This is a genomic window from Synechococcus sp. FACHB-909, assembly GCF_014698945.1.
In the GTDB taxonomy this organism is placed as follows: domain Bacteria; phylum Cyanobacteriota; class Cyanobacteriia; order PCC-6307; family Cyanobiaceae; genus Cyanobium.
The window spans coordinates 625,867-645,533 of record NZ_JACJTY010000001.1 but is presented as its reverse complement, the minus strand read 5'-3'; the positions used below and the strand labels follow the sequence as shown (position 1 = coordinate 645,533).

14 protein-coding genes are annotated in these 19,667 nt (G+C 72.8%); 2 read left to right on the top strand and 12 right to left on the bottom strand.

Going from position 1 to position 19,667, the window contains the following annotated elements:
- Genes H6G99_RS03185 through H6G99_RS03175 form a run of 3 tightly spaced genes read right to left on the bottom strand, consistent with a single transcriptional unit; the run spans position 1 to position 3,393 of the window.
- Positions 1-1,347: a carbohydrate porin gene (locus H6G99_RS03185; protein ID WP_190609758.1), complete on the bottom strand. Its 1,347-nt coding sequence runs from the start codon at positions 1,345-1,347 to the stop codon at positions 1-3.
- Positions 1,348-1,351: 4 nt separating this feature from the next.
- The gene (locus tag H6G99_RS03180) at positions 1,352-2,434 is read right to left on the bottom strand and encodes an FUSC family protein (RefSeq protein WP_190609757.1); all 1,083 of its coding nucleotides are present in this window, start codon (positions 2,432-2,434) and stop codon (positions 1,352-1,354) included.
- Entirely contained in the window at positions 2,428-3,393 is a 966-nt protein-coding gene (locus tag H6G99_RS03175; protein ID WP_190609755.1) for an FUSC family protein, read from the bottom strand. Before H6G99_RS03175 ends, H6G99_RS03180 begins: the two co-directional genes overlap by 7 nt.
- Positions 3,394-3,497: 104 nt before the next feature.
- Between H6G99_RS03175 and H6G99_RS03170 the strand changes: the two genes are divergently transcribed.
- Complete coding sequence (locus H6G99_RS03170) at positions 3,498-4,001, top strand: MgtC/SapB family protein (RefSeq protein WP_094584130.1); 504 nt, start codon at positions 3,498-3,500, stop codon at positions 3,999-4,001.
- Here H6G99_RS03170 and H6G99_RS03165 read toward each other — a convergent pair.
- Genes H6G99_RS03165 through rbp form a run of 3 tightly spaced genes read right to left on the bottom strand, consistent with a single transcriptional unit; the run spans position 3,970 to position 7,197 of the window.
- A complete protein-coding gene (locus H6G99_RS03165; RefSeq protein ID WP_502707661.1) occupies positions 3,970-4,938 on the bottom strand; it encodes an LCP family protein in 969 nt (322 codons plus the stop codon). The two genes, H6G99_RS03170 and H6G99_RS03165, sit on opposite strands and share 32 nt — an antisense overlap.
- A gap of 25 nt (positions 4,939-4,963) precedes the next feature.
- The gene (locus tag H6G99_RS03160) at positions 4,964-6,793 is read right to left on the bottom strand and encodes an ABC transporter ATP-binding protein (protein ID WP_353617152.1); all 1,830 of its coding nucleotides are present in this window, start codon (positions 6,791-6,793) and stop codon (positions 4,964-4,966) included.
- Positions 6,790-7,197, bottom strand: coding sequence for an RNA-binding regulator (rbp, locus tag H6G99_RS03155; RefSeq protein WP_190609754.1), 408 nt, complete (start codon positions 7,195-7,197; stop codon positions 6,790-6,792). Before rbp ends, H6G99_RS03160 begins: the two co-directional genes overlap by 4 nt.
- A gap of 285 nt (positions 7,198-7,482) precedes the next feature.
- On the opposite strand from rbp, the gene H6G99_RS03150 reads away from it, so the two are divergent.
- Entirely contained in the window at positions 7,483-7,686 is a 204-nt protein-coding gene (locus H6G99_RS03150; RefSeq protein WP_094584134.1) for a DUF8633 family putative protein, read from the top strand.
- 27 nt (positions 7,687-7,713) lie between these two features.
- Here H6G99_RS03150 and H6G99_RS03145 read toward each other — a convergent pair whose 3' ends face one another.
- The 6 genes from H6G99_RS03145 to H6G99_RS03120 all read right to left on the bottom strand — a co-directional run bounded on the left by H6G99_RS03145 (position 7,714) and on the right by H6G99_RS03120 (position 19,659).
- Positions 7,714-8,019, bottom strand: a complete 306-nt coding sequence (locus tag H6G99_RS03145; RefSeq protein WP_094584135.1) for a hypothetical protein — start codon at positions 8,017-8,019, stop codon at positions 7,714-7,716.
- Between the two features lie 59 nt (positions 8,020-8,078).
- On the bottom strand, positions 8,079-10,037 hold the full coding sequence (locus H6G99_RS03140) for a DEAD/DEAH box helicase (protein WP_190609752.1): 1,959 nt from the start codon (positions 10,035-10,037) through the stop codon (positions 8,079-8,081).
- A 92-nt stretch (positions 10,038-10,129) separates the two neighbouring features.
- Complete coding sequence (locus tag H6G99_RS03135; RefSeq protein WP_094584137.1) at positions 10,130-10,492, bottom strand: phosphomannose isomerase type II C-terminal cupin domain; 363 nt, start codon at positions 10,490-10,492, stop codon at positions 10,130-10,132.
- 415 nt (positions 10,493-10,907) lie between these two features.
- On the bottom strand, positions 10,908-12,584 hold the full coding sequence (locus H6G99_RS03130; protein ID WP_190609749.1) for an ATP-dependent DNA helicase: 1,677 nt from the start codon (positions 12,582-12,584) through the stop codon (positions 10,908-10,910).
- Complete coding sequence (locus tag H6G99_RS03125) at positions 12,581-16,387, bottom strand: UvrD-helicase domain-containing protein (protein WP_190609748.1); 3,807 nt, start codon at positions 16,385-16,387, stop codon at positions 12,581-12,583. Before H6G99_RS03125 ends, H6G99_RS03130 begins: the two co-directional genes overlap by 4 nt.
- The gene (locus H6G99_RS03120; protein WP_190609746.1) at positions 16,384-19,659 is read right to left on the bottom strand and encodes an exodeoxyribonuclease V subunit gamma; all 3,276 of its coding nucleotides are present in this window, start codon (positions 19,657-19,659) and stop codon (positions 16,384-16,386) included. Before H6G99_RS03120 ends, H6G99_RS03125 begins: the two co-directional genes overlap by 4 nt.
- Positions 19,660-19,667 lie beyond the last annotated feature (8 nt).

Below are 19,667 nucleotides of genomic sequence, written 5' to 3'. Positions count from 1 at the left end.
CTAGAAGCTGAAACCCAGCTGCAGGCCCGCCGCGAACAGGCCCGGCACGCGGCCGGCACCACCGGGATTGAGGATCCACTGGAGGCTGGGCTGCAGGTTGAAGGACTGGTTGAAACGGATCTGATACCCCAGCTCCACCACGCCTTCGTGGCTCAGGCCGGGCTGGGTGATCGGACTGAAGCCGGTGCGGGCGACGCCAAGGATCAGCAGGTCGAGGGGACGGCCGGGCAGCACCCCCTGGCTCACCAGACCGCCGCCGATGTAGCTGGGCGTGGGATTGGCGGCGGTGTCGAAGCCCGCGGCGGTGGCGGCCCAGAGCCGGTGGTCGAGGCCCCAGGGCAGGGCCACGGGCACGGTGGCGCTGCCGTAAAGGCCCCGGTTCGGCCCGGTCCCGGCATAGGCCGCCAGCTGCAGCAGTCCTCCGGGAAGCTGGCGCTCCACCTGGACCGGCTGGGGGCAGGTTCGGCCCTGGACCCTGATGCCATTGCCCTCGCGGCAGGCGGCGATCGGGGCCCCCAGCCGGCGGTTGAGCCATGGGGCCGCGTAGCTCCACTGCAGCTGGTGGGTCCAGCCCCGGCCGGGGGGAAGGCCGCTGGCGGTTCCCAGGAGCCTGGCGACCTCGTCGGTGGCGGCCAGGTTGAAGCTGGCCATCCGCAGGGTGGTGGCCGGGGTCGGCCGCAGCACCAGCAGGGCGCCCGGTGCCGCCACGGGAAAGACGGGGAAGTTCGGAATCGTGAACACCACCGGCGCCCCGTTGAGGGCGTCGTGGACGTAGAAGCCCTCGATCGGGGTGCTGAACAGGTCCGGGGCCATGCCCACCAGCCCCGCCTCCAGGCTCCAGCGACCGTCGTCGGAGCGGCGCTCCAGGCTGGCGCGGGTGGGCCAGAACCCCACCGGGTTGGCCACCTCCTGCAGGGGCAGCGCCGCCCCCAGCCTCTCGGCATAGGTGGGGTCGCCGTTGTAGGCGGCGATGGCCAGATGCATCGCCCATCGCTTCCATTCCCCTGACGCCGCGCCGCCGGCGGGGGCTCGCAGGGTGAGGGCCAGGGTCGTCTGCTGGATCCAGTTCGCCTCCCTCACCAGACCGCCGACGGGATTGGCCATCGGTTCGGCCAGGATCTCCAGATCCAGATCGACCCAGGCCGGCAGACCCAGGGTCTGCTGGAGGGTGCCCCAGCCCGGCTCGAGCCGGACCAGGGGCGGCTCCGGTGGCGGTGGCTCAGCCTCAGGCTCGGGGGCGAGTGGCTGGGCGTTGCCGGATCCGGCAGCGGCCAGCAGCAGCAGCGCCTGCGCCAGCGCCCGGCGGCACCCGGGGGCCTGCGGTGGGGACGGGCGCGCTGCAGCCATGGCGTCAGCCGCTGGCCTCCCCCAGGGCCCGCCAGCTGTGCTCCGCCTGCTCGATGCTGCGCAGGGCCTGGCCGCAGAGCATCAGCCGGCTGGCATTGCGCTGCAGCAGGGGCAGATCGAAGCGGTCCAGGTCCGGATCGTGGAGCGAGCGCTCCAGGTCCCGCCAGCGGGCCGGAGGTGTCATGACCTTGGCGGGTGGCTTCGGCCGGTGGCGGTGGGGCACCTCGAGGCAGTGGCGCCACTGTTCCAGGCGCCCGGCCACGGAGCGCAGCAGTTCGGCCTGGGCGCCGTGGAGTCCCTCCAGGGGCCCCCGATCCGCAGGGGTGTGCTCGAGCAGCCGCAGCCCGTCGACCACGCCGACCAGCTGGGAGCCGGCCCCGTTGAGGAGCTGGAACAGACGGAACGTGGCATGGCTGGTGGGGTTGTTGCCGAGCTCATCGGCCACCGCCGGCATGGCCTGGCGCAGCGCCACCAGCTGGCGCCGCAGCCCCTGGGCAGTCTCCAGCTCAAGCTGCCGGGCGGCCACCAGGGCCCCCGGCGGCGCCGGGACGGCCGGGGCCTCGAGGCGGTCGGCCTGGGCGATCAGGGCCCCGCCGAGCTCGGCCAGGAAGCGCCGCAGCCGCTGCCGGTTGCCCTCCACCGCCAGGTCGGGCCAGAAGAGCCGCAGGCACAGCAGGGCCACCAGGATGCCGGCCGCGGTCCAGAACAGCCGCACCGGGACCCACATCCCCAGTTCACCGTCGTGGACCAGCCAGCCCATCACGATGATGTTGCTGCCCACCTTGTACCCCACCTCCAGCCCCAGCGCCCCCCCCAGCAGCCGCATCGCCACCAGGGACAGGCTCAGCCCCAGGGGCAGGGGCAGGTGACTGAGGCCGGTGAAGGAGACCACCAGCACCACCCCCCCCACCAGCGACCCCAGCAGCCGCTGGCGTCCCAGGCCAATGGAGCCCCCATAGGTGCCGGTGCAGACCACCAGCACGGCCATCGGCGCGTAGAAGCCGTAGGCCAAGGGGGCCAGGGACCCCAGCCCGTTCATCAGCCCGGCTGTCAGGGCCAGACGCAGCTCGGAGCGGCGGATCAGCATCGGGCCACCAGGCTCAGGGTGCGCAGGCTGGCCAGCAGCGGATGCTGCTCCTCGGCCAGGGCCAGCAGCGGCAGCAGCGGCAGGGAGCGGCGCCGGGCCAGGGTCTGCCAGGGCCCAGGGTCCGGGGCCAGGACCGGAAGGGTCTCCCCCCGAAGCAGGGCGGTCATGCGTGCCATGCCGGCCTGCAGGGGATCGCCGGGCTCCGCGTCCTGGCCCAGCCGGTCGGGGAGGCCCCCCAGCAGGCGCTCCCACTGCACCCAGTGGTGCTGGACCGCGCCCCACAGCTGCAGACGCTGCGACCAGTGCTGCCGCTGCAGGCGCAGGCCGTGGGGGCCGCGGCGCTCCTGGGCGAGCAGCTGTTCCATCGCCACCAGGTCGTTGCTGAGCCTGGCCGGGGGCAGGGGCTGGGGCCGCTCGCCACGGCCCTCAAGCCAGCTCCGCTGCTGCTCCAGCTGGGCGGCATAGCCCTGGCGCAGCCCGGCCTCCAGACGCATCAGCCGGTCGCATCCCCGCCGGGGCCAGAACAGCAGCCCCACGACGATGGCGATCACGCACCCCACGGCCGTGTCCAGGGTGCGGTTGAACACGTAATCCCAGTTCAGGGCCACATGGCTGGGGATCATCAGGAACATCAGGCTGACCAGCGTCGCGGTCCCGGCGGCCGACTGCCAGCCCAGCCAGCGCAGCAGGGGCAGCATCAGCAGCAGCGACACCAGCACCCCCGGCCAGCCGGACAGCACGGTGTGGACCAGGAAGGTGACCAGCCCGCCGGTGATGGTGCCGAAAACCCGCACCCTGGCGGCCTGGAGGCTGAGGTCGTCCCCGTCCTCCATGACCGTGACCACGGCCAGCATCGGGTACCAGACGTAGGCGATCCGCTCGAACCAGAGCGACAGGGCGGCGGTGAGGAAGGCGGCCACCCCGAGCCTCAGGCTGTTGCGAAGCAGGGCGGACCGCACGGACCTCGTGGCGCTGGGCTGGCAGGAGCCTATGGAGGCCCATGGTCCATGGCCGTTGGCCGATGCGCCATGGTTGAACACCCCCCACCGTGCCGCGGACAGCCATGGTCCTCTCGCTGAGCCCGGATCTGGAGGCCCTGCTGCGGCTGGGGATGGCGGTGCTCTGTGGATTGGCGGTGGGTCTCAACCGGGCGCACCACGGCAGCCGCGCCCACCCCAACCGCCTGCGGGTTCATGTGCTGGTGGGGATGAGTGCCTGCCTGATGGTCCTGGCGGCCGGGCCCGATGCCCAGGCCCGCAGCCGCGTGATCCAGGGGGTGGCGGCGGGCATCGGCTTTCTGGGGGCCGGCGAGATCCTGGTGCCTCCGGTGCGCTCGAAGCACGGCGTTCCGGAGGTGCGGGGCCTGAGCAGTGCCGCCTCGATCTGGTTCACGGCGGCCCTGGGGGTCACGGTGGCCGTCTCCAGCCCGGTGCCGGTGCTGATGGCCCTCGGCCTGGCCCTGATCACCCTCTCCGACCGTGACGGCCACCCGCCCGACGGGGGCAGCGACGAAGCTCCGCCTCCGGCGGAAGAGGTCAGAAAAGGAAACGGTGGCGGCCGTTCGTAGCGTTGGCCTGGCCCTCGTTGCCGGCCTCCAGGGGGTCGTTCTCCGGAGCCGGCCAGACGGCGTCCCAGTAGCTGATGCCGTCCTTGTAGAAGGGGCGGCCGTCCAGCCGCTCGGTGTCGAGCTGGGTGCTGCCCATGGCCGTGATCAGGCCCCCGAGCTCCATGGGTCCGAGGTCGGTCTTGAGGTCCTTGCGGGCGGCCATCATCAGGGCCGGCAGCCGCACGAGGTACTCGGGCCGGGTGAGTTTGCGGAACAGGGACTTCAGGGCCAGCTGCTGGCGGTCCATGCGCCCCAGGTCGCCGGTCTCGTCGTGGCGGAAGCGCAGGAAACCCTCCAGATCCTTGCCGCGCAGGGTCTGCACCCCGGGTTGCAGATCGATGGACAGCCCCTGGCTGCGGTCGACGTAGAGCATCCGCTTGGGAACGTCCACCTCGATGCCCCCGAGCACATCGGCCATCTGGCGGATCGAGGAGAGGTTGACGACCAGGTGGTGCTGGATGGGGCGGCCGAGGCGCTGGGAGATCTCCCGCTTCACCGCCTCGATGCCGCCCAGGCTGTAGAGGGCGTTGATCTTGACCGGGCCGAAACTCTCGGCCTCGATGTAGGTGTCGCGGGGGATCTGGGTGATGCTGGTGCGCTTGCCATCGATGCGCAGGGTGGCGATCACGTCGGTGTTGCCACCGCCCACGTCGGTGCCCAGAATCAGGACGTCCTGACCGTCCATGCCGCCGCTCCAGGCGGCGAAGGGATTGGTCAGCGCCGGGTTGCCCCCGGCGGTGGCCCGGGCCGAGATCAGCTGGGCCAGGGGTCCGGCCAGCAGCAGGCCCGCCCCCAGGCCGCAGACCATGGCCAGAAGCACGGGGGTGCGCCGGCGGGACGCCCTTGGCTTGGCTGCCTTCCTGGCCTTGGCCTCGGTGCTGGGTTGAGAAATCTTCATTGAATCCACGCTAAGCCCAGTGGGCTCAGCGCAGGGCCTCCTCCGGCCTCAGCCCCGTCTGCACCCGCCAGAGGGCCGCGTAGGCGCCGTTTCTGGCCAGCAGCTCGTCGTGCCCGCCGCTCTCGACGATGCGCCCCTGTTCCATCACCACGATGCGGTCGGCGTGGCGCACCGTGCTGAGGCGGTGGGCGATCACCAGGGTGGTGCGGGAGGCCGTGATCCGATCGAGGGACCGCTGGATCGCCGCCTCGGTTTCATTGTCGACGGCGGCGGTGGCCTCATCCAGCACCAGTACCGGGGGATCCTTGAGGATCGCCCGGGCCAGGGCGATGCGCTGGCGCTGGCCCCCGGACAGGCGCAGGCCCCGTTCCCCTACCAGGGTGTCGTACCCCTGGGGCAGGGCCTCAATGAAGCCCGCCGCCTCGGCCAGGCCGGCTGCCCGTTCGATGGCCGCGCGGGTGGCGGCGAAGCTGCCGTAGGCGATGTTCTCGGCCACGGTGCCGTGGAACAGGAACACCTCCTGACTCACCAGGCCGATGGCCCGGCGCAGGTCCTGCAGGGACAGCTGCTCGATCGCCAGGCCGTCGAGCAGGATCCGCCCGCCCTGGATGGGGTAGAGCCGCAGCAGCAGCTTGACGATCGTGCTCTTGCCGGAGCCCGTGGCCCCCACGATCCCCACGGTGGCGCCGGCGGGAACCTCCAGATCGAAGGCTTCGAGAAGCCGCTCCCGGCCGCTGTAGGCGAAGTCGACCCGCTCGAAGCGGATCTGGCCGCGGACGTCGGCGATGGGGAGCGGCAGGTTGCCGCTGGGGATGGCGACGGGGGTGTCCAGCAGGTCCATCACCCGGTGGGTGGAGGCCATGGCGCGCTGGTAGTCGTCGAGGGTGCGGCCCAGGGTGGTGAGCGGCCACAGCAGCCGCTGGGTGATGAAGACCAGGAACGAGTAGGTGCCGATGGCGATGGCGCCGCTCCAGGCCTGCAGTCCGCCGATCACGAGGATGGCGATGAAGGCGAAGAGGATCGCGAACCGGATCAGGGGGATGAAGGCGGCCGACAGCCGGATGGCGCGGCCGTTGCTGGCCCTGTAGGCCTGGCTCTGGGCGATCAGCCGCTGCTTCTCCCACGCCTCTGCGGCGTAGCTCTTGATGGTGAGCATGCCGCCGAGGTTGTTGCTGAGGGTGCTGGCCAGGTCCCCGGCCCGCTCGCGCACCTCCCGGTAACGGGGGGCCAGGCGCCGCTGGAAGCGGAGCGAGCCCCAGAGGATCACCGGGATCGGCAGGAAGGAGACGCCGGCCACCGTGGGGGAGAGGACCACCATGGCCCCGCCCACCGCCAGAACGGTGGTGATCAGCTGCAGGATGTCATTGGCGCCCTGGTCGAGGAAGCGCTCCAGCTGATTGATGTCGTCGTTGAGGACCGTGAGCAGACGCCCGCTGCTGCCGGCTTCGAAGAAGCCCATCTCCAGATGCTGGAGGTGGTCGTAGGCCTCGATGCGCAGCTCATGCTGCACCGTCTGGGCGAGGCGCCGCCAGAGCAGGGCGTAGAGGTATTCGAACAGGGACTCGGCGCTCCAGATCAGGAACGAGAGCACCGCCAGCACCCCCAGCTGGCCCGGCACGGTGGTGAAGCCGAGGCCGGCCAGCCAGGAGGTGCGCTGCTGGACCACCACATCGACCGCCAGACCGATGAGGACGGGGGGCGCGAGGTCGAAGAGCTTGTTGAGAACCGAGCAGGCGGCCGCCAGGCCGACGAGCCTGCGGTGGGGCCGCAGGCTGCGCAGCAGGCGTTTCAGCCCTGCCGCTGTCGGGGCTGGCCCCGTGGGGCCATCAACGGCCCTGGCCGCCGCCGGACTCACCAGCGATTGCCGCCGCCGCCGCCACCGCCGCCGTAACCACCGCCACCGCCACCGCCGTAGCCGCCGCCACCACCGGAGCGGCCAGCGCCGCCACCGGGGCGACCACCGCCACCGCCGTAGCCGCCGCCGCCGGAGCGACCGCCGCCACCGCCGCCGCCACCCTCACGGGGGGTGGCCTTGTTGACACGGATCATGCGACCCATCCATTCGACGTCCTGGAGGTCGTCGATGGCCTTCTGCTCGGACGCATCGTCGGCGAGTTCGATGAAGGCGAAACCGCGCTTGCGGCCGGTCTCACGGTCGAGGGGCAGGCTGCACTGACGGACCTCGCCGTACTGGCCGAAGAGATCGAGAAGGTCCTCGCGTTCGGCCTGGAACGAGAGGTTGCCGACGTAGATGGTCATTCAATGAAAAAGCTGGAACGGATTCCTCCGGTGTCGGGAATCCCAGGGAAAGCAGGCGGTCGGCATGGAGCTGGAATCGGACCCAGGGTCGGGTCCGGTTCCGTTGGGCCCGAGCCGTCGATGCGTGCCGAAGGGAGCCAGAGCGGCATGGAATTCCCGGAAGCCTACAACCGTGACCCGGGCCTCCATGGCGAAGTTTGAAGCAGATGCGAAGGAAAACAAAAAAATCTCCCCACCCCCGCCGGCGACGCTCCATTGTCAGCAAACCCTGATCCAGTTGATCCCATGAAAGCCGCCCCTGTGCCCTGGAGCCTCACCTGGCGTGAGGATGGAGAGCTCGGTTCCCAGGATCTGTTCGATCTGCTGCAGGTCCTGGTGGCGAGCGAAAGTCACGAGGTGCAGATGACCCTGATCGCCGCCGTGGAGCAGCTCGCGGTGAGCGAGCTCCAGGTGACGGGCTGTGAGCAGGTCACCCGGCTCTGCGCCTGATGGCCTGCCCAGGCGCCTGATCGGGCTTCAGATCGGATAGCGCTTCGAGGTGGCGTCCCGGCAGCTGCTGCGGGCGGAAGCGATGCTGCTGCCGCTCGAGATGCGATCGGCCACGCAGTCGCAGGCGAAGCTGGCCATCCCGTCCGGGGCCTTCTTCCCGGACTGGGCCAGCTCCGTCTCGAAGGCGGAGAGGCAGATGGAGCGCACCACCTCGAGGATGGGGCCGGAGGCCGCCTCAGCCCGGCGCTCCAGCGGCCCGAAGGCCGCCAGAGCTACCACGCCGAGGATCAGCCCGGCCAGGCCCGGCAGGCGCCGGGAGCGGAGGGAAGCCAAAGGGGGCCGCTGCTGGGTAGGCATGGGGGACTATCGTGAGGAGCGCCGCTGAGGGGATGTCAGGAGCCCAGCCGGGAGATCTGAAGTTCCTTGTTCATCACCCGCAGGCGACGCAGGTCGGCGAAGACGTCGTCGGGCATGCCCTTGGGCAGGTCGACGGTGCTGTGGGCGTCGAAGATGCGGATCTTCCCGATCGATCGTCCGGCTAGGCCGGACTCGTTGGCGATGGCGCCGACAATGTTGCCGGGCTTGACCCGATCCCGCCAGCCCACCTCGATGCGGAACCGTTCCATGTTGTCCTCGGGACCGTCCTCGCCGCGTTCCTGGTGACGGTCGTTGAAGGGGCGGCGTTCCCCGCCCCGATCCCGCTCACCCCGGTCACGGTCGCGGTCCCGGGTGGGGGCGCCGGCACGGCCCTGGCCCCAGCGCTCCTCGCCCTGCAGCAGCAGGGGTTTGCCCCCCAGTCCGAGTTCCAGGGCGGCCAGGGCCAGCTGCTCGGGGGTGCAGGCCTGTTCCTGGGCCACCCGCTGCAGGATCTCGCCCAGCAGGGCCCTTTCCTCGGGATTGCAGGCGGGCTGCTGGAGGACGGTGGTGAGTTTCTGGCGCAGCCGGTCGAGGCGGTGCTGGTTGATGCTGGCGTTGCCCGGCACCTCCATCGGTTCGATGGGCTGGTTCACGGCCCGCTCCAGACCCCCGAGGAAGCGCCGCTCCCGGGGCGTGAGGAACAGGATCGCCTCACCGCTGCGCCCGGCGCGGCCGGTGCGGCCGATGCGGTGCACGTAGGCCTCCCCGTCGAAGGGGATGTCGTAGTTGATGACCAGGCCGATACGGTCGACGTCGAGGCCCCGGGCGGCCACGTCCGTGGCCACGAGCACATTGACCCGGCCATCCCGCAGACGCTCGATCGTGCGCTCCCGCTGGGTCTGGGGAACGTCGCCGTTGAGCACCGCCACGTCGTAGCCGTGCTGCTCGAGGGACTCGGCCACGGTGAGGGTGATGGCCTTGGTGCGGGCGAAGATGATCACCCCTTCGCTGCCCTCGGCTTCCAGCACCCGTTCGAGGGCCTCGAGCTTCTGGGGGCCGTTGACCACCAGGTGCCGCTGGCGGATGCGGCGACCGTCGGCGGCCTTCTGGCGGATGGTGACCTCCGCCGGGTTCTTCAGATGGTTCTGGGAGATCCTCCGGATCTCCGGGGGCATGGTGGCGGAGAACAGCACCACCTGACGCTCGGCGGGAAGCTGCTCGAGCACCCACTTGACGTCGTCGATGAAGCCCATGCGCAGCATTTCATCGGCCTCGTCCAGCACCAGGCTGCGCAGCCCGGAGAGGTCGAGGGTGCCCTGGCGCATGTGGTCCATCACCCGCCCCGGGGTGCCCACGACGATCTGGACGCCCCGGCGCAGTTGCTGGATCTGGTCGCGGAAGTCGGCGCCGCCGTAGACGGGCAGCACCTTGACGCCCTTCATGCAGGCCGCGTAGCTGTTGAAGGCCTCCGCCACCTGCATCGCCAGTTCGCGGGTGGGGGTGAGCACGAGCACCTGGGGGGTGCGCTGGCCGGGATCGAGGCGCTCCAGCAGGGGCAGGCCGAAGGCGGCCGTCTTGCCGGTGCCGGTCTGGGCCTGGCCCACCAGGTCGCGGCCGAGCATCAGTTCGGGGATGGCGGCCTTCTGGATCGGCGAGGGCTCCTCGAAGCCGATGGCCGCCAGGCCATCCAGCAGCTCCCGGCGCAGGCCGAAGGCGGCGAAGGCGCTGACAGGAGCTGCCGTTTCGGTTGCTGCCGTTTCAGAGGGGGCCGCTTCGGTAGCTGAAGTTTCAGCGGCGGCCGTTCCGGTAGCGGCGTCATCGGCAGGGATGACGACCAGGGGAAGGGCGGATTCCGGCGCTTCGGGGAAATCGATGTCGGTGGCGCTCCCCAGGGAGATGGGGGACGAGACCGTCTGGGCCTCGCAGGGCTGCGCGAGGGCCGCCTGGGAATCGACAGCACCGACGAGGGTGCTGCCGTCAATGATCTGGGTCACGGGATGCGGGAGCCTGGTGAATCCTTTTCAACGCAGGCCGGCAGCGGACCGTTGGAGATGGGTGCCTTGCACCCGGGCTGCCTTGCCCTTGCTCAAAGGTTGAAATGAGACTTTACCACCCTGCCGTAATCGTCGTCGAAACGCTCGATGTCCTCCTCCCGCAGCTCCTCGCCCAGCTGCACCTCGATGATCTCCAGGTCGGTGGCTCCGGCCGACGCCCGGTGCAGGCCCCCCCGGGGGACGAACAGGGTGGCGCCGGGGCAGGCGGTGATCGAGCCGCCGTCGACTTCCATCACCCCTTCGCCCGTCACCACCACCCAGTGTTCGCTGCGCTGGCGGTGGCGCTGCAGGCTGATGCGTTGCCCCGCCGTGATCCGCAGACGCTTGACGAGGTAGCCGGGGCCGGTGGCGAGGGTCTCGAACCATCCCCAGGGCCGCTGGGTCCGCTCAGTCATCGCATTGCTCTCCTGAAATCGCAGGCAGAGACACTGTCAGCGGGTCCGGAACGATGGCGGCGGGAGGGGGCGAGGGAGGTGAGAAAAAAGACTGACCGGAACCACCTGGGGCCAGGGAATCCATGGGGTTGTCCCTGTCGACCTCGGGGCACCTGAAAGGGTTGATCCGGTGGGGCCGGTTCGCACCTTCGTGACGATGCAGGAGGGTATTCCTCAAGGGGGGACTCGAGGAATCAAGGGGCTCCCGAAAAGGGAGAGATCCCAGAGGTGGAGACTATTGGAGCAGGGGGCTCCGGTGAGTTCGGCCCGGGGGAACCGCGCCGATGGACGAAGTATGGAACGGGGGTCGGAGCTGTCTCCGTGCGGTTCACTTTTCGTAGACACATTGCCGGCTGTGGCGATGAATGAAGAAGCCTTACGGCTCCTCCCCTGCCGCGGGCCCGTCCTCCCCGGCGCTGAGCAGCAGGGCCCCCTGACGCGCCCGGGTCAGGGCGGTGTAGAGCAGCCGCCCGTCGCGGGCGGCGCCGCTGGGCAGCAGCACGATCACCTCCTCGGCTTCGCTGCCCTGGGCCTTGTGGACCGTCAGGGCCAGGGCCGGCTCGGCGGCGGCGCCCAGCTGGCCGGGGTGGATCCAGAGCGGCTCCCCCTCCCCGTCCCCGAACAGCAGGCGTGCCGAGGGCCCGGGGCCGCCCACGAGCACGCCCACATCGCCGTTGGCCAGGTCCAGTTCCGGCAGGTTGCGGCGGCAGAGGACGGGGGTGCCCGGGGGCAGATCCTGAAGATCGCCGTCCCGACGGCCCCCCAGCAGGGTGCGGTGGATCGCCTCCAGACCCCAGCGGCCCTGGCGCTGGGGCGCCATCACCAGCAGGCGGTCCCGTTCGGCCAGCAGCGCCCGGCATCCCTGCTCGGAGCCCGGCCGGCAGCGCCCCGCCAGCCGGGCCAGCTCGGCCTGGTGGCGGCGCAGCCGCTCCAGCAGCTCCGCCGGCAGGGTCCGGGGGGAGCAGGGGCGCCACTGGAGGTTGTCGGTGCTTTCCAGGGCCTGCAGCAGCGGGCGGATGGCGGCGATCGGATCCGGATCCTGCGGGCCGGCGGCGCCCCCCAGCCCCTGGCGCAGGGCGGCGGCCACGGCGGCGATGGCCCCGGCGTTGCGGTAGGTGGTGGTCAGGGTGATGGCGGCGTCGCCCAGCCGGTGGCGGTGTTCGGGCCGCTGCAGGTCCTCCAGCACGGCCCCGGGGGCGATCGGCGGCAGCTGGGCCGGGTCGCCCACCAGCACCAGCCGACAGGTGCTGGGCAGGGCCTCCAGCAGGGCCCCCATCAGACCCAGATCCACCATCGAGACCTCATCCACCACCAGCAGATCGAGGTCGAGGGGCCGGCCGCGGTGGCGGCCGAAACGGTCGCCGCGGCTCTCCAGCAGCCGGTGCAGGGTCGTGCAGGGAAGGGTGCCGCCGGTGGCGGTCCGCAGCCGGCCCGCCGCCTTGCCGGTGGGCGCCGCCAGATGGACGCGGGCGTCGGGCTGGCTTGCCCGCTGGGCCGCGATCATCGCCGCCACCGTGCTGGTCTTGCCAGTGCCGGGCCCCCCCTCCAGCAGCACCAGTCCGTGGCGAAGCACCGCCGCCACCGCCTGCCGCTGCCGGGTATCGAGGCTCCGGGGGGCGCCGGAAGCCGCAGCGTCGGGCTCCGCAGCGTCGGGGGCCGGCGAGCCAGGCCCCTCGCCGACGCCGCCCGGTTCGACGGCCCCGGCGCGGGCGATCAGGGCCTCGATCACCGCCCGCCGCTGCCGCTGCCAGCGGCGCCACTGCAGCCGATCCTCATCCAGGGCCAGGGGACCGTCCGGATCGCTGCAGAGCGGACTGGCCGCCAGGGCCCGGCGGTGCCCCTCCGGCCAGGGTCCTTCGCTGACCTCCGCCGGTCTCGGACCCCGCAGGTCCAGCTCCAGCTCACCCCGGGCCAGGGCCGCGGTGAGGGCGGCGATCAGCTCGCCGACCAGGGGATCGGCGGGGGTGCCGTGCAGGCGGGGCAGGGCTTCGGCCAGGCCGAGGGCCAGGGCTGCCACCCAGGGCTGGGGGGTGGGGAGGAAGGGGTCCCTCATGGCGCCCCCTCGCCGGCGCCGGTCGCGGCCTGGCCGCCCAGGGCCCCGTTGAGGGCCAGGAGCCTGCCCAGGGGCGGGCGCTCCACGAACATGCCCGGCACGGCTCCGCCTGGGGCCTGCGCCCCCGCTGCTCCGGGTGCTCCGCGCAGGAAGACGTAGGCGTACCCCCCCAGATGGCGCTCAGGGTCGTAGCCGGGCAGGCGCCAGGCCAGGTAGCGGTGCAGGGCCACCAGGTAGAGGTGGGCCTGGAGGGGGTAGTGACTCTGGGCCATCAGGGCGGCCATCGCCTCCCGGCCGTAGTGCCGGGGGCCGCAGGCCAGGGGTCTGCCCTCGCCGTCCCGCCGGCCCAGCCAGTTGCTCTTCCAGTCGGCCACCCACCAGCGCTCCTGGCCATCGGCATCCATGGCGGTGAAGATCAGGTCGATCGAGCCGGTGAGGAAGCCGCGGCTGGCCACCGGCAGGCTGCCCACGGTGGCGGCGTAGGCGGCACCGAAGGCGCCACCGGGATGGTCCGCGAAGGCCGCCGCCAGCTGCGCCGCCCTGACGAAGCCGAGGGTCAGGTCGAAGCTGAGTTCGTTGAGCCGTCGCTCAGGCCCGAGATCGGCCACCCGCAGGGAGCCCAGCCCGCCGCCGAAGGGGGTGAGGCGCACCTGCTCCAGGCCCCGCAGCAGCGGCTCCAGGTCTTCCGCCTCCAGCCCGCCCCGGCGCAGCTCCCGCTCCACCAGCTCCTGGCTGGCGGGCGTGTCGGTGGGAACCCGGTAGTCCAGCTGCTCCAGCATCCGGTGCAGACAGTCCCCGGCCCCCGGGCCGCGGGCGAAGCCGGCCAGGGGACCCTGCTCTGGCCACAGGGCCGCGTCGGCTCCTTCCGGAGCCTCGCCTTCGGGGCTGGGATCGCTGGTGTCGCGGCCCTGGTCGAGGGTCGCCTCCGAGACGCCGGCGCCGTGGGCGGAGCGGGTCCAGCCGGTGTAGCTGCTGCGGCTCCAGCTCGTGTCCAGCGTGCGCCGGGGCACGGGCCCGCAGCGCAGGGCATCGACCGCCGCCGGTGCCGGCGCCAGCGTCCGCGGGGAGCCCGGCTCCGCGGCGACCTGGTGCAGCTCGAGCCCCAGGGCCCGACGCCCGATCTCCTCCTCCAGCCGCAGGAGCCAGTCCCCGTCGCTGCGCCCGCTGATGGGGGCATCGTCCTCGGGGTCGGGCAGGGGGTCGCCTGGGAAGAGCCAGGGGTACAGGGGGTTGGCCTGCTGGCCCTTCGCCGGCCCCCAGGCGAGCAGCAGCAGGTGCTGGGCCCGGGTGACGGCCACGTAGGCCAGCCGCTCCCGCTCGGCCCGTTCCGCATCCCGGTGCTGGCGGAGCGCCGGCCATCCCCGTCCCCAGGCAGGACGGAGGTGGAGGTCGAGGTGGGCGCCGGCGCCGCCGGGCGGATGCCAGCGGAGGCCCACCCGGTGGCCGCCGGCGGGGGGTGTGCCGGCCGCCTGCCACAGGTAGGGACAGATCACCACGGGGAACTCCAGTCCCTTGCTGCGGTGCACCGTGATCACCGTCACCGCCTCGTCGGCCTTGTCGCTGTGGGCCTGGTGCGACTCCGGGATGGTGCCGCTGGCCCGGGTCTGGTCGAGACGCAGGCGCCGCAGCCAGTCGGCGGCGGCCGCCAGGGAGAGCCGTTCGACGTGCAGTCGCTCCTGGAGCAGTTCGGCCACCTGCTGCAGGTCGGCCAGCAGCCGGCCGCTGACGCTCAGCCGGGCCAGCCCCTCGCCGTCCACCAGCCGCGACAGCACCCCGAGCGGTCCCTGATGGGGCAGGTCCCGGGCCAGGGCCTGGAGCCGGCCGGCCAGTTCGCTCCACTCGGCCGGAGCGGCTTCGGCGATCCGCCGCGCCGACCAGCCGAGCAGGGGGGAGGCGGCCAGCAGCCGCAGACGGCCGGGATCGGCGGGATCGGCCAGGGCATCGAGCAGCCGCTGCAGGGCGGTGGCGGCCGGGCTGGCGAACACGTCGGCCTTGCTCACCAGTCGGCTGGCGATCTGGCGCCGCTCCAGGGCGCTGCGCAGTTCCTCCGCCTGGCGGTGGTTGTGGACCAGCAGGGCGATGTCGCCGGCACGCAGGGGGCCGGGTGGCCGCCCGTCGCCCACCGCCAGGGCGGGGGCCTGCTCCAGCAGCTCCAGGACGGCGTCGGCCACCAGGGCGGGCAGGCGGTCCTCCAGCCCACCCCGGCTCGGCAGGGAATCGCCCGCCCCCCGATCGCCCCCCAGCCAGAGCAGGCGCACCGGCGCCATGCCGTCGGGTCCGCTTCGCCGCGAACGGGCCAGCACCGCCGGCACCGGCAGGCCGGAGCGGGGCAGGCCAGCCGGTGCCATCAGGCCGTTGAGGCTCCCGATCAGCGCCGGAGTCGAGCGGCGGTTCTCCTGCAGCGCCAGCACCCGCGCCGCGCTGCGGCGGGCCAGCCGGTAGGTGTCCAGGTCACCGCCGCGGAAGCGGTAGATGGCCTGCTTCGGATCCCCCACCATCACCAGCAGGTGGACGTCGCCGGGGAAGGCCAGCCGCAGGATCCGCCACTGGACCGGGTCCGTGTCCTGGAACTCATCGATCAGAGCGGCCCTGTAACGCTGTCCCACCGCCCGCAGCAGGGGGGTAGGGGCAGTGGCGTCCGGGCCGGGGTCGAGTCCCTCCAGCAGCTGGGCGAAGCCGATGCTGCCGCTGCGGGCCCGGCGTCGGGCCAGCTCCGCCCGCCCCCAGTGGCAGCCATGCAGCAGCACCGCCTCCGCCGGGCCTTCCCGCAGGGCGGCCACCGCCTCCAGGAGCCCATGGCCGGGCAGCCGGATCTCCCGCTCCGCCCCTTCCGCCTTCCGCGCCGCCCGGCAGAAGGGCTCGGGGTGGAAATAGGACCCCAGTTCCTTCTGGGCCATCAGGGCGGCGTAGCTGCCGCCTTCGGGCTGCTGGACGAGCCAGGCGTCGACCAGCTCGCAGCGATCGCTTCTGGGCCTGACGGCATAGGGCGTGGTGGCGCTGGCACCGGTGGCCCGCCATTCCGCAGCGGCGGCGCGGAAGGCCTGCTCCAGGTCGCGGCCCCCGTCCGACCAGGCCTGCCGGAACCGTGCCCAGGGCTCGTCCCACAGCGCCGCCAGCTGCTCCGCCAGCGGCCGCTCCAGGCCCAGGCCCGCCGGCAGGGGATCGAGGGCCAGGCCAGGGTCGCCATCGAGCTGCAGCAGCAGCCGCTCCAGATCCCCCAGGCCGATGCCCTCCGCCAGCCCCTCGACCAGATGCAGGGGAAGGGTCAGCACCTGCTGCTGCCAGTAGTCGTGGGCGATCTGGCGCACCAGGTCGGCGGCGTCGGTCTCCAGCGTCAGCTCAGGGGGGCGGGCGGCCTCCATGGCGTGGCGCCGCAGGGTGCGCTGGCAGAAGCCGTGGATGGTGGTGATGTCGGCGGCGTCGAGCTCCTCGAGGGCCAGCAGCAGCAGGCCCTGCACGGTGGCGCGGGCGCCGGTCTCCTCCGGCTGGCGCTCCAGCCATTCGGCCAGCACCGGATCGGGCGCCGCCCAGCCGTCTGGGGGCTGGAGGCCGGTGAGGGCCTGCTGGAGCCGGCGGCCGATGCGATCGCGCAGCTCCGCCGCCGCGGCGTTGGTGTAGGTCACCACCAGCAGCTCGCGCAGGCCGAGCCGCTTCTCGGCCAGGAGCCGCAGCACCAGATGGGCCAGGGCGAAGGTCTTGCCGGTGCCGGCGCTGGCCTCCAGCAGCACGATGCCGTCATCGAGGCTGACGTCGTTGGCCTCGAAGCGCTCGGGCCCGCAGGGGCCGTCCCCGGAGACGGTCATCGCTCCACCTCCGCCGCCAGCAGGGGTGAGAAGAGGTCGCTCGCCAGGGCCAGGACTTCCGGGGTCAGCAGATCGTCCGCCGGCAGGCCGGCGCCGAAGCAGGCCTCCATCTCGGCCCGATCCCGCTCGCCGGCGCGGAAGCCGGACCCCTCCCAGGTGCCGGCGGCCCGGGCCGGTCCCTGGCCGGGTTTCCTGCGCTCGCCTGTCACGTGGCTCCAGCCCGTCTCCGGCGGCACCGGCCATCCCCTGCTGCGCCACTGGCGCTGCAGGCCGGCCAGACGCTCCAGCTCATCCCGTGCCGCCTCCGGGTCCGGTGCCGTGAGCTCCATCACCGGCACGTAGCCATCGCCGTCCCGGGCGATCAGCACCCCCCGGCGCGGGGCGGGACCGGCGGCGCTGGCCAGCAGGAGCTGCAGCCAGAGCTCCAGCCGGTGGCTGACCCGGGCCTGGGCCGTGTGCGCCAGCACGACGGCCTCGCCCCGCCAGGGGACCGCGGCCTGCCAGGGGCCCCAGTGGTGGCTGGAGCGCCGGGGCGGGCCGAGGGCCTCCAGGGCGTTCACCAGGCCCGTCCAGCGGCGCTGCAGGAGCTCCGCCTCCATGGCGCCCGCTGCCCCTGGCGGCAACAGGCCCTGGCCCCGGTGCCGGTCGAGCCAGTCGGCCGCCTCAAGGGGGGCCTCCCCGCCGGTGTCCGCCTCGCTGAGGGTCGCCCGCAGCAGGGACGAGCGCTCCCTCTCCCCCAGGGCCAGGGCCTCGAGGTCGTCCACCCGCTTCTCCCACTCCCCGGGCCGCAGGCCCAGGGACCGCAGCCAGTGCGTCTGGGGTGCCACCAGCCAGTCCCGCAGGTCGGCGTAGGCCTCGCTCTCGCCGGCGGGGGGAGCCTCCCGAGGGGTCGCTCCGGCCAGCAGCGCCGGTGGCGGTGTCGGCCGATCGCCGGCCAGGCGGCGCACCGCCTCCAGCAGCCGCCGGTCGCAGCTGGGGGGCTCCCGCCCGCGGGCGGGCAGGAAGTTGCGCCGGTCGAGGGGGTTGGCGGCGTGCTCCACCAGCAGCTGCCCCATGGCCTCCGCATCCAGCTGGCCGGCCAGCCACTGCAGCCATTGGCCCACCGGTCCGGAGGGGGGCAGGGCGGCGCCGGTGCGGTCGTCGCGGCAGCTCCAGCTCAGCAGCAGATGGTCCCGGGCGGAGAGCAGGGCCTCCATCAGCACGTAGCGGTCCTGGTCGGCGGGGTGGGGATCGCCGAGCTGGCGCTGGCCCTCCATCAGGTGGAAGGCGGGCCGGTCGCCGGGCCGGGGAAACAGGCCCGCATCCAGCCCCATCAGCACGATCACCCGGTAGGGAATGGCCCGCATCGGTTCAAGGGCGCTGATGGTGAGGGCGCCGCTGCGGTGGCCGAAACGGCCGCTCTCGGCCCCGAGCAGCTCCCGCAGCGCGGCCGCCGCCACCGGCGCCTCCAGGGACAGGGCGCAGGGACCGGCGGCCGTCTGCCAGGCGTCGATGGCCCCCATCAGCTCGGGCCGCTCGCCGGCATCGTCGTCGGTGTCCCCGAAGAGGTCATCGATCAGCCGTCGCAGCCGCTCTGCCCAGACACCCACGGTGCCGCCCCGGCGCAGCTCCGCCAGCCAGTGGCGCAGCCGCCCCAGCAGGTGCAGCCAGCGGCCGGCCAGCTCCAGGGGCACCCCCCCCTCCCAGGGGGCGGTCTCCCCGGGCGCCAGGCCCGCATCGGCGGGCAGCACCAGGCCGAGCAGCAGCCGGTCGATCGTCCAGCCCAGGCTGTGGCAGGGCGGGTCCTTCTCCTGGCCGTCCAGGCCCCAACGGAAGCCCGCCTCCTGCAGCGCCTCCACCAGGCGGGTCGCCTCGGCCAGCTCGAGGCCGAACCGCTCCAGCAGGGTCCGGCAGCCCAGCAGGGTCTCCAGGCCGGTGGCGGTCAGCCGGGTGCCGGCCAGCTCCAGGAGCAGCAGCAGGGTGCTGCCCATCCCCGCCCCGTCCTGCTGGCTGCGGTCGGTGAGGCGCCAGGGGAGTTCCACGTCCGTGGCGTGGCCATCGCCGAACACCGAAGCCACCAGGGGGGCGAATCCGTCGATGTCGGGCGTCATCACCAGGATGTCCCGCGGTTCAAGGCCGGGGTCGGCCGCCAGGAGCTGCAGCAGTCGGTCGCGCACGATCTGCACCTGGCGCAGCCGGCCGGGACAGGCGTGGAACTCCAGGGAGTGGTCCTCCGGATCCATGGCCAGCGAAGGGATCCTGTCCGGATCGGCCAGCTGCTCCTGCAGCTGGGCCAGCAGGGGGGCCGGTGCATGGCCGCTGGCGGGCCAGAAAAAGAGGTCCCGTTCCTGCTCCTCCCCCAGCTGGGCCTCGCCGGTGCCCTCCAGCAGTTGCTGGAACTCTCCCCCCAGGCGGCCGAAGCGGGCCTCCAGGCCAGGGGCCTCCAGCAGCCAGGCGGCGTCGAGCGGCTGGCGCAGGGCCAGGGCGTCGCTGAGTTCCCGGCGGCGCTCGCCGCAGCGCTGCCAGAGATTGCGGCACGGCGTCAGCAGGTAGAGGTCCACATTCCGGTGCCGGCTGAGGGCCTGCAGGAGCTGCACCTGGATCGGCGCCATGCTGCTCAGGCCGAAGAGTCGCAGGGGGGGGCCGCCCGCTTCGGGGCATGGGCCGCCGCGGCGCAGCCCGGCGATCAGCTCCTGCACCCGGCGTCCGAACGGTTCGGCGCCCAGCTCCGCCCGCAGGGCGCGGTAGAGCAGGGGCTGCCAGCACTGGCTGTCGGACAGCGGCCGGCCGTGGCCATCCACAGCCTGGCCGCCCTCCCAGGCCCGCAGCAGCTCGGGCCGGTACAGGGCGTAGTCATCGAAGGCATCGGCGATCGCCCGCCCCAGTTGCCAGTGGCCCAGTTCCAGCTGGGCACCCGCCCCCCTGTCCGCAAGCCAGCGGCGCAGCGGCTCCCCTTCCGCTGCGGCGGCGACCGCCGGCAGCAGGCCCAGCAGGGGCCAGACAAGGCGGTCGGCACGCCAGGGATCGACGCCTCCGGCCGCGGGAACCTCCCCGGCGGGGGTCAGCAGCTGGTCGACCAGCTGGCGCAGGTGGCTGCCCGGGAAGGGAAAACGCAGGTTGGCGGCGATGCCGCCGAGGTGCTCGGCCAGCTGCTCGCCGAGCCAGCGGCTGGTGGGCCAGGTGTTGACCACCACCTGGACCTGCTCGAACGGATCGGGCGGGTACAGGCGGAGCTGGGTGGCCAGCAGGCGAGCCAGGAACTCGGCCCGGTTGCTGCGAAAGACCGTCAGCAAAGGGGCGG

Excerpts from the sequence above, each read along its gene's own strand:
- H6G99_RS03130 (WP_190609749.1), bottom strand. The coding sequence starts at position 12,584 with ATGAGGGACCCCTTCCTCCCCACCCCCCAGCCCTGGGTGGCAGCCCTG.
- H6G99_RS03150 (WP_094584134.1), top strand. The coding sequence starts at position 7,483 with ATGAAAGCCGCCCCTGTGCCCTGGAGCCTCACCTGGCGTGAGGATGGA.
- H6G99_RS03170 (WP_094584130.1), top strand. The coding sequence starts at position 3,498 with ATGGTCCTCTCGCTGAGCCCGGATCTGGAGGCCCTGCTGCGGCTGGGG.
- H6G99_RS03180 (WP_190609757.1), bottom strand. The coding sequence starts at position 2,434 with ATGCTGATCCGCCGCTCCGAGCTGCGTCTGGCCCTGACAGCCGGGCTG.
- H6G99_RS03125 (WP_190609748.1), bottom strand. The coding sequence starts at position 16,387 with ATGACCGTCTCCGGGGACGGCCCCTGCGGGCCCGAGCGCTTCGAGGCC.
- H6G99_RS03185 (WP_190609758.1), bottom strand. The coding sequence starts at position 1,347 with ATGGCTGCAGCGCGCCCGTCCCCACCGCAGGCCCCCGGGTGCCGCCGG.
- H6G99_RS03165 (WP_502707661.1), bottom strand. The coding sequence starts at position 4,938 with ATGAAGATTTCTCAACCCAGCACCGAGGCCAAGGCCAGGAAGGCAGCC.
- rbp (WP_190609754.1), bottom strand. The coding sequence starts at position 7,197 with ATGACCATCTACGTCGGCAACCTCTCGTTCCAGGCCGAACGCGAGGAC.
- H6G99_RS03135 (WP_094584137.1), bottom strand. The coding sequence starts at position 10,492 with ATGACTGAGCGGACCCAGCGGCCCTGGGGATGGTTCGAGACCCTCGCC.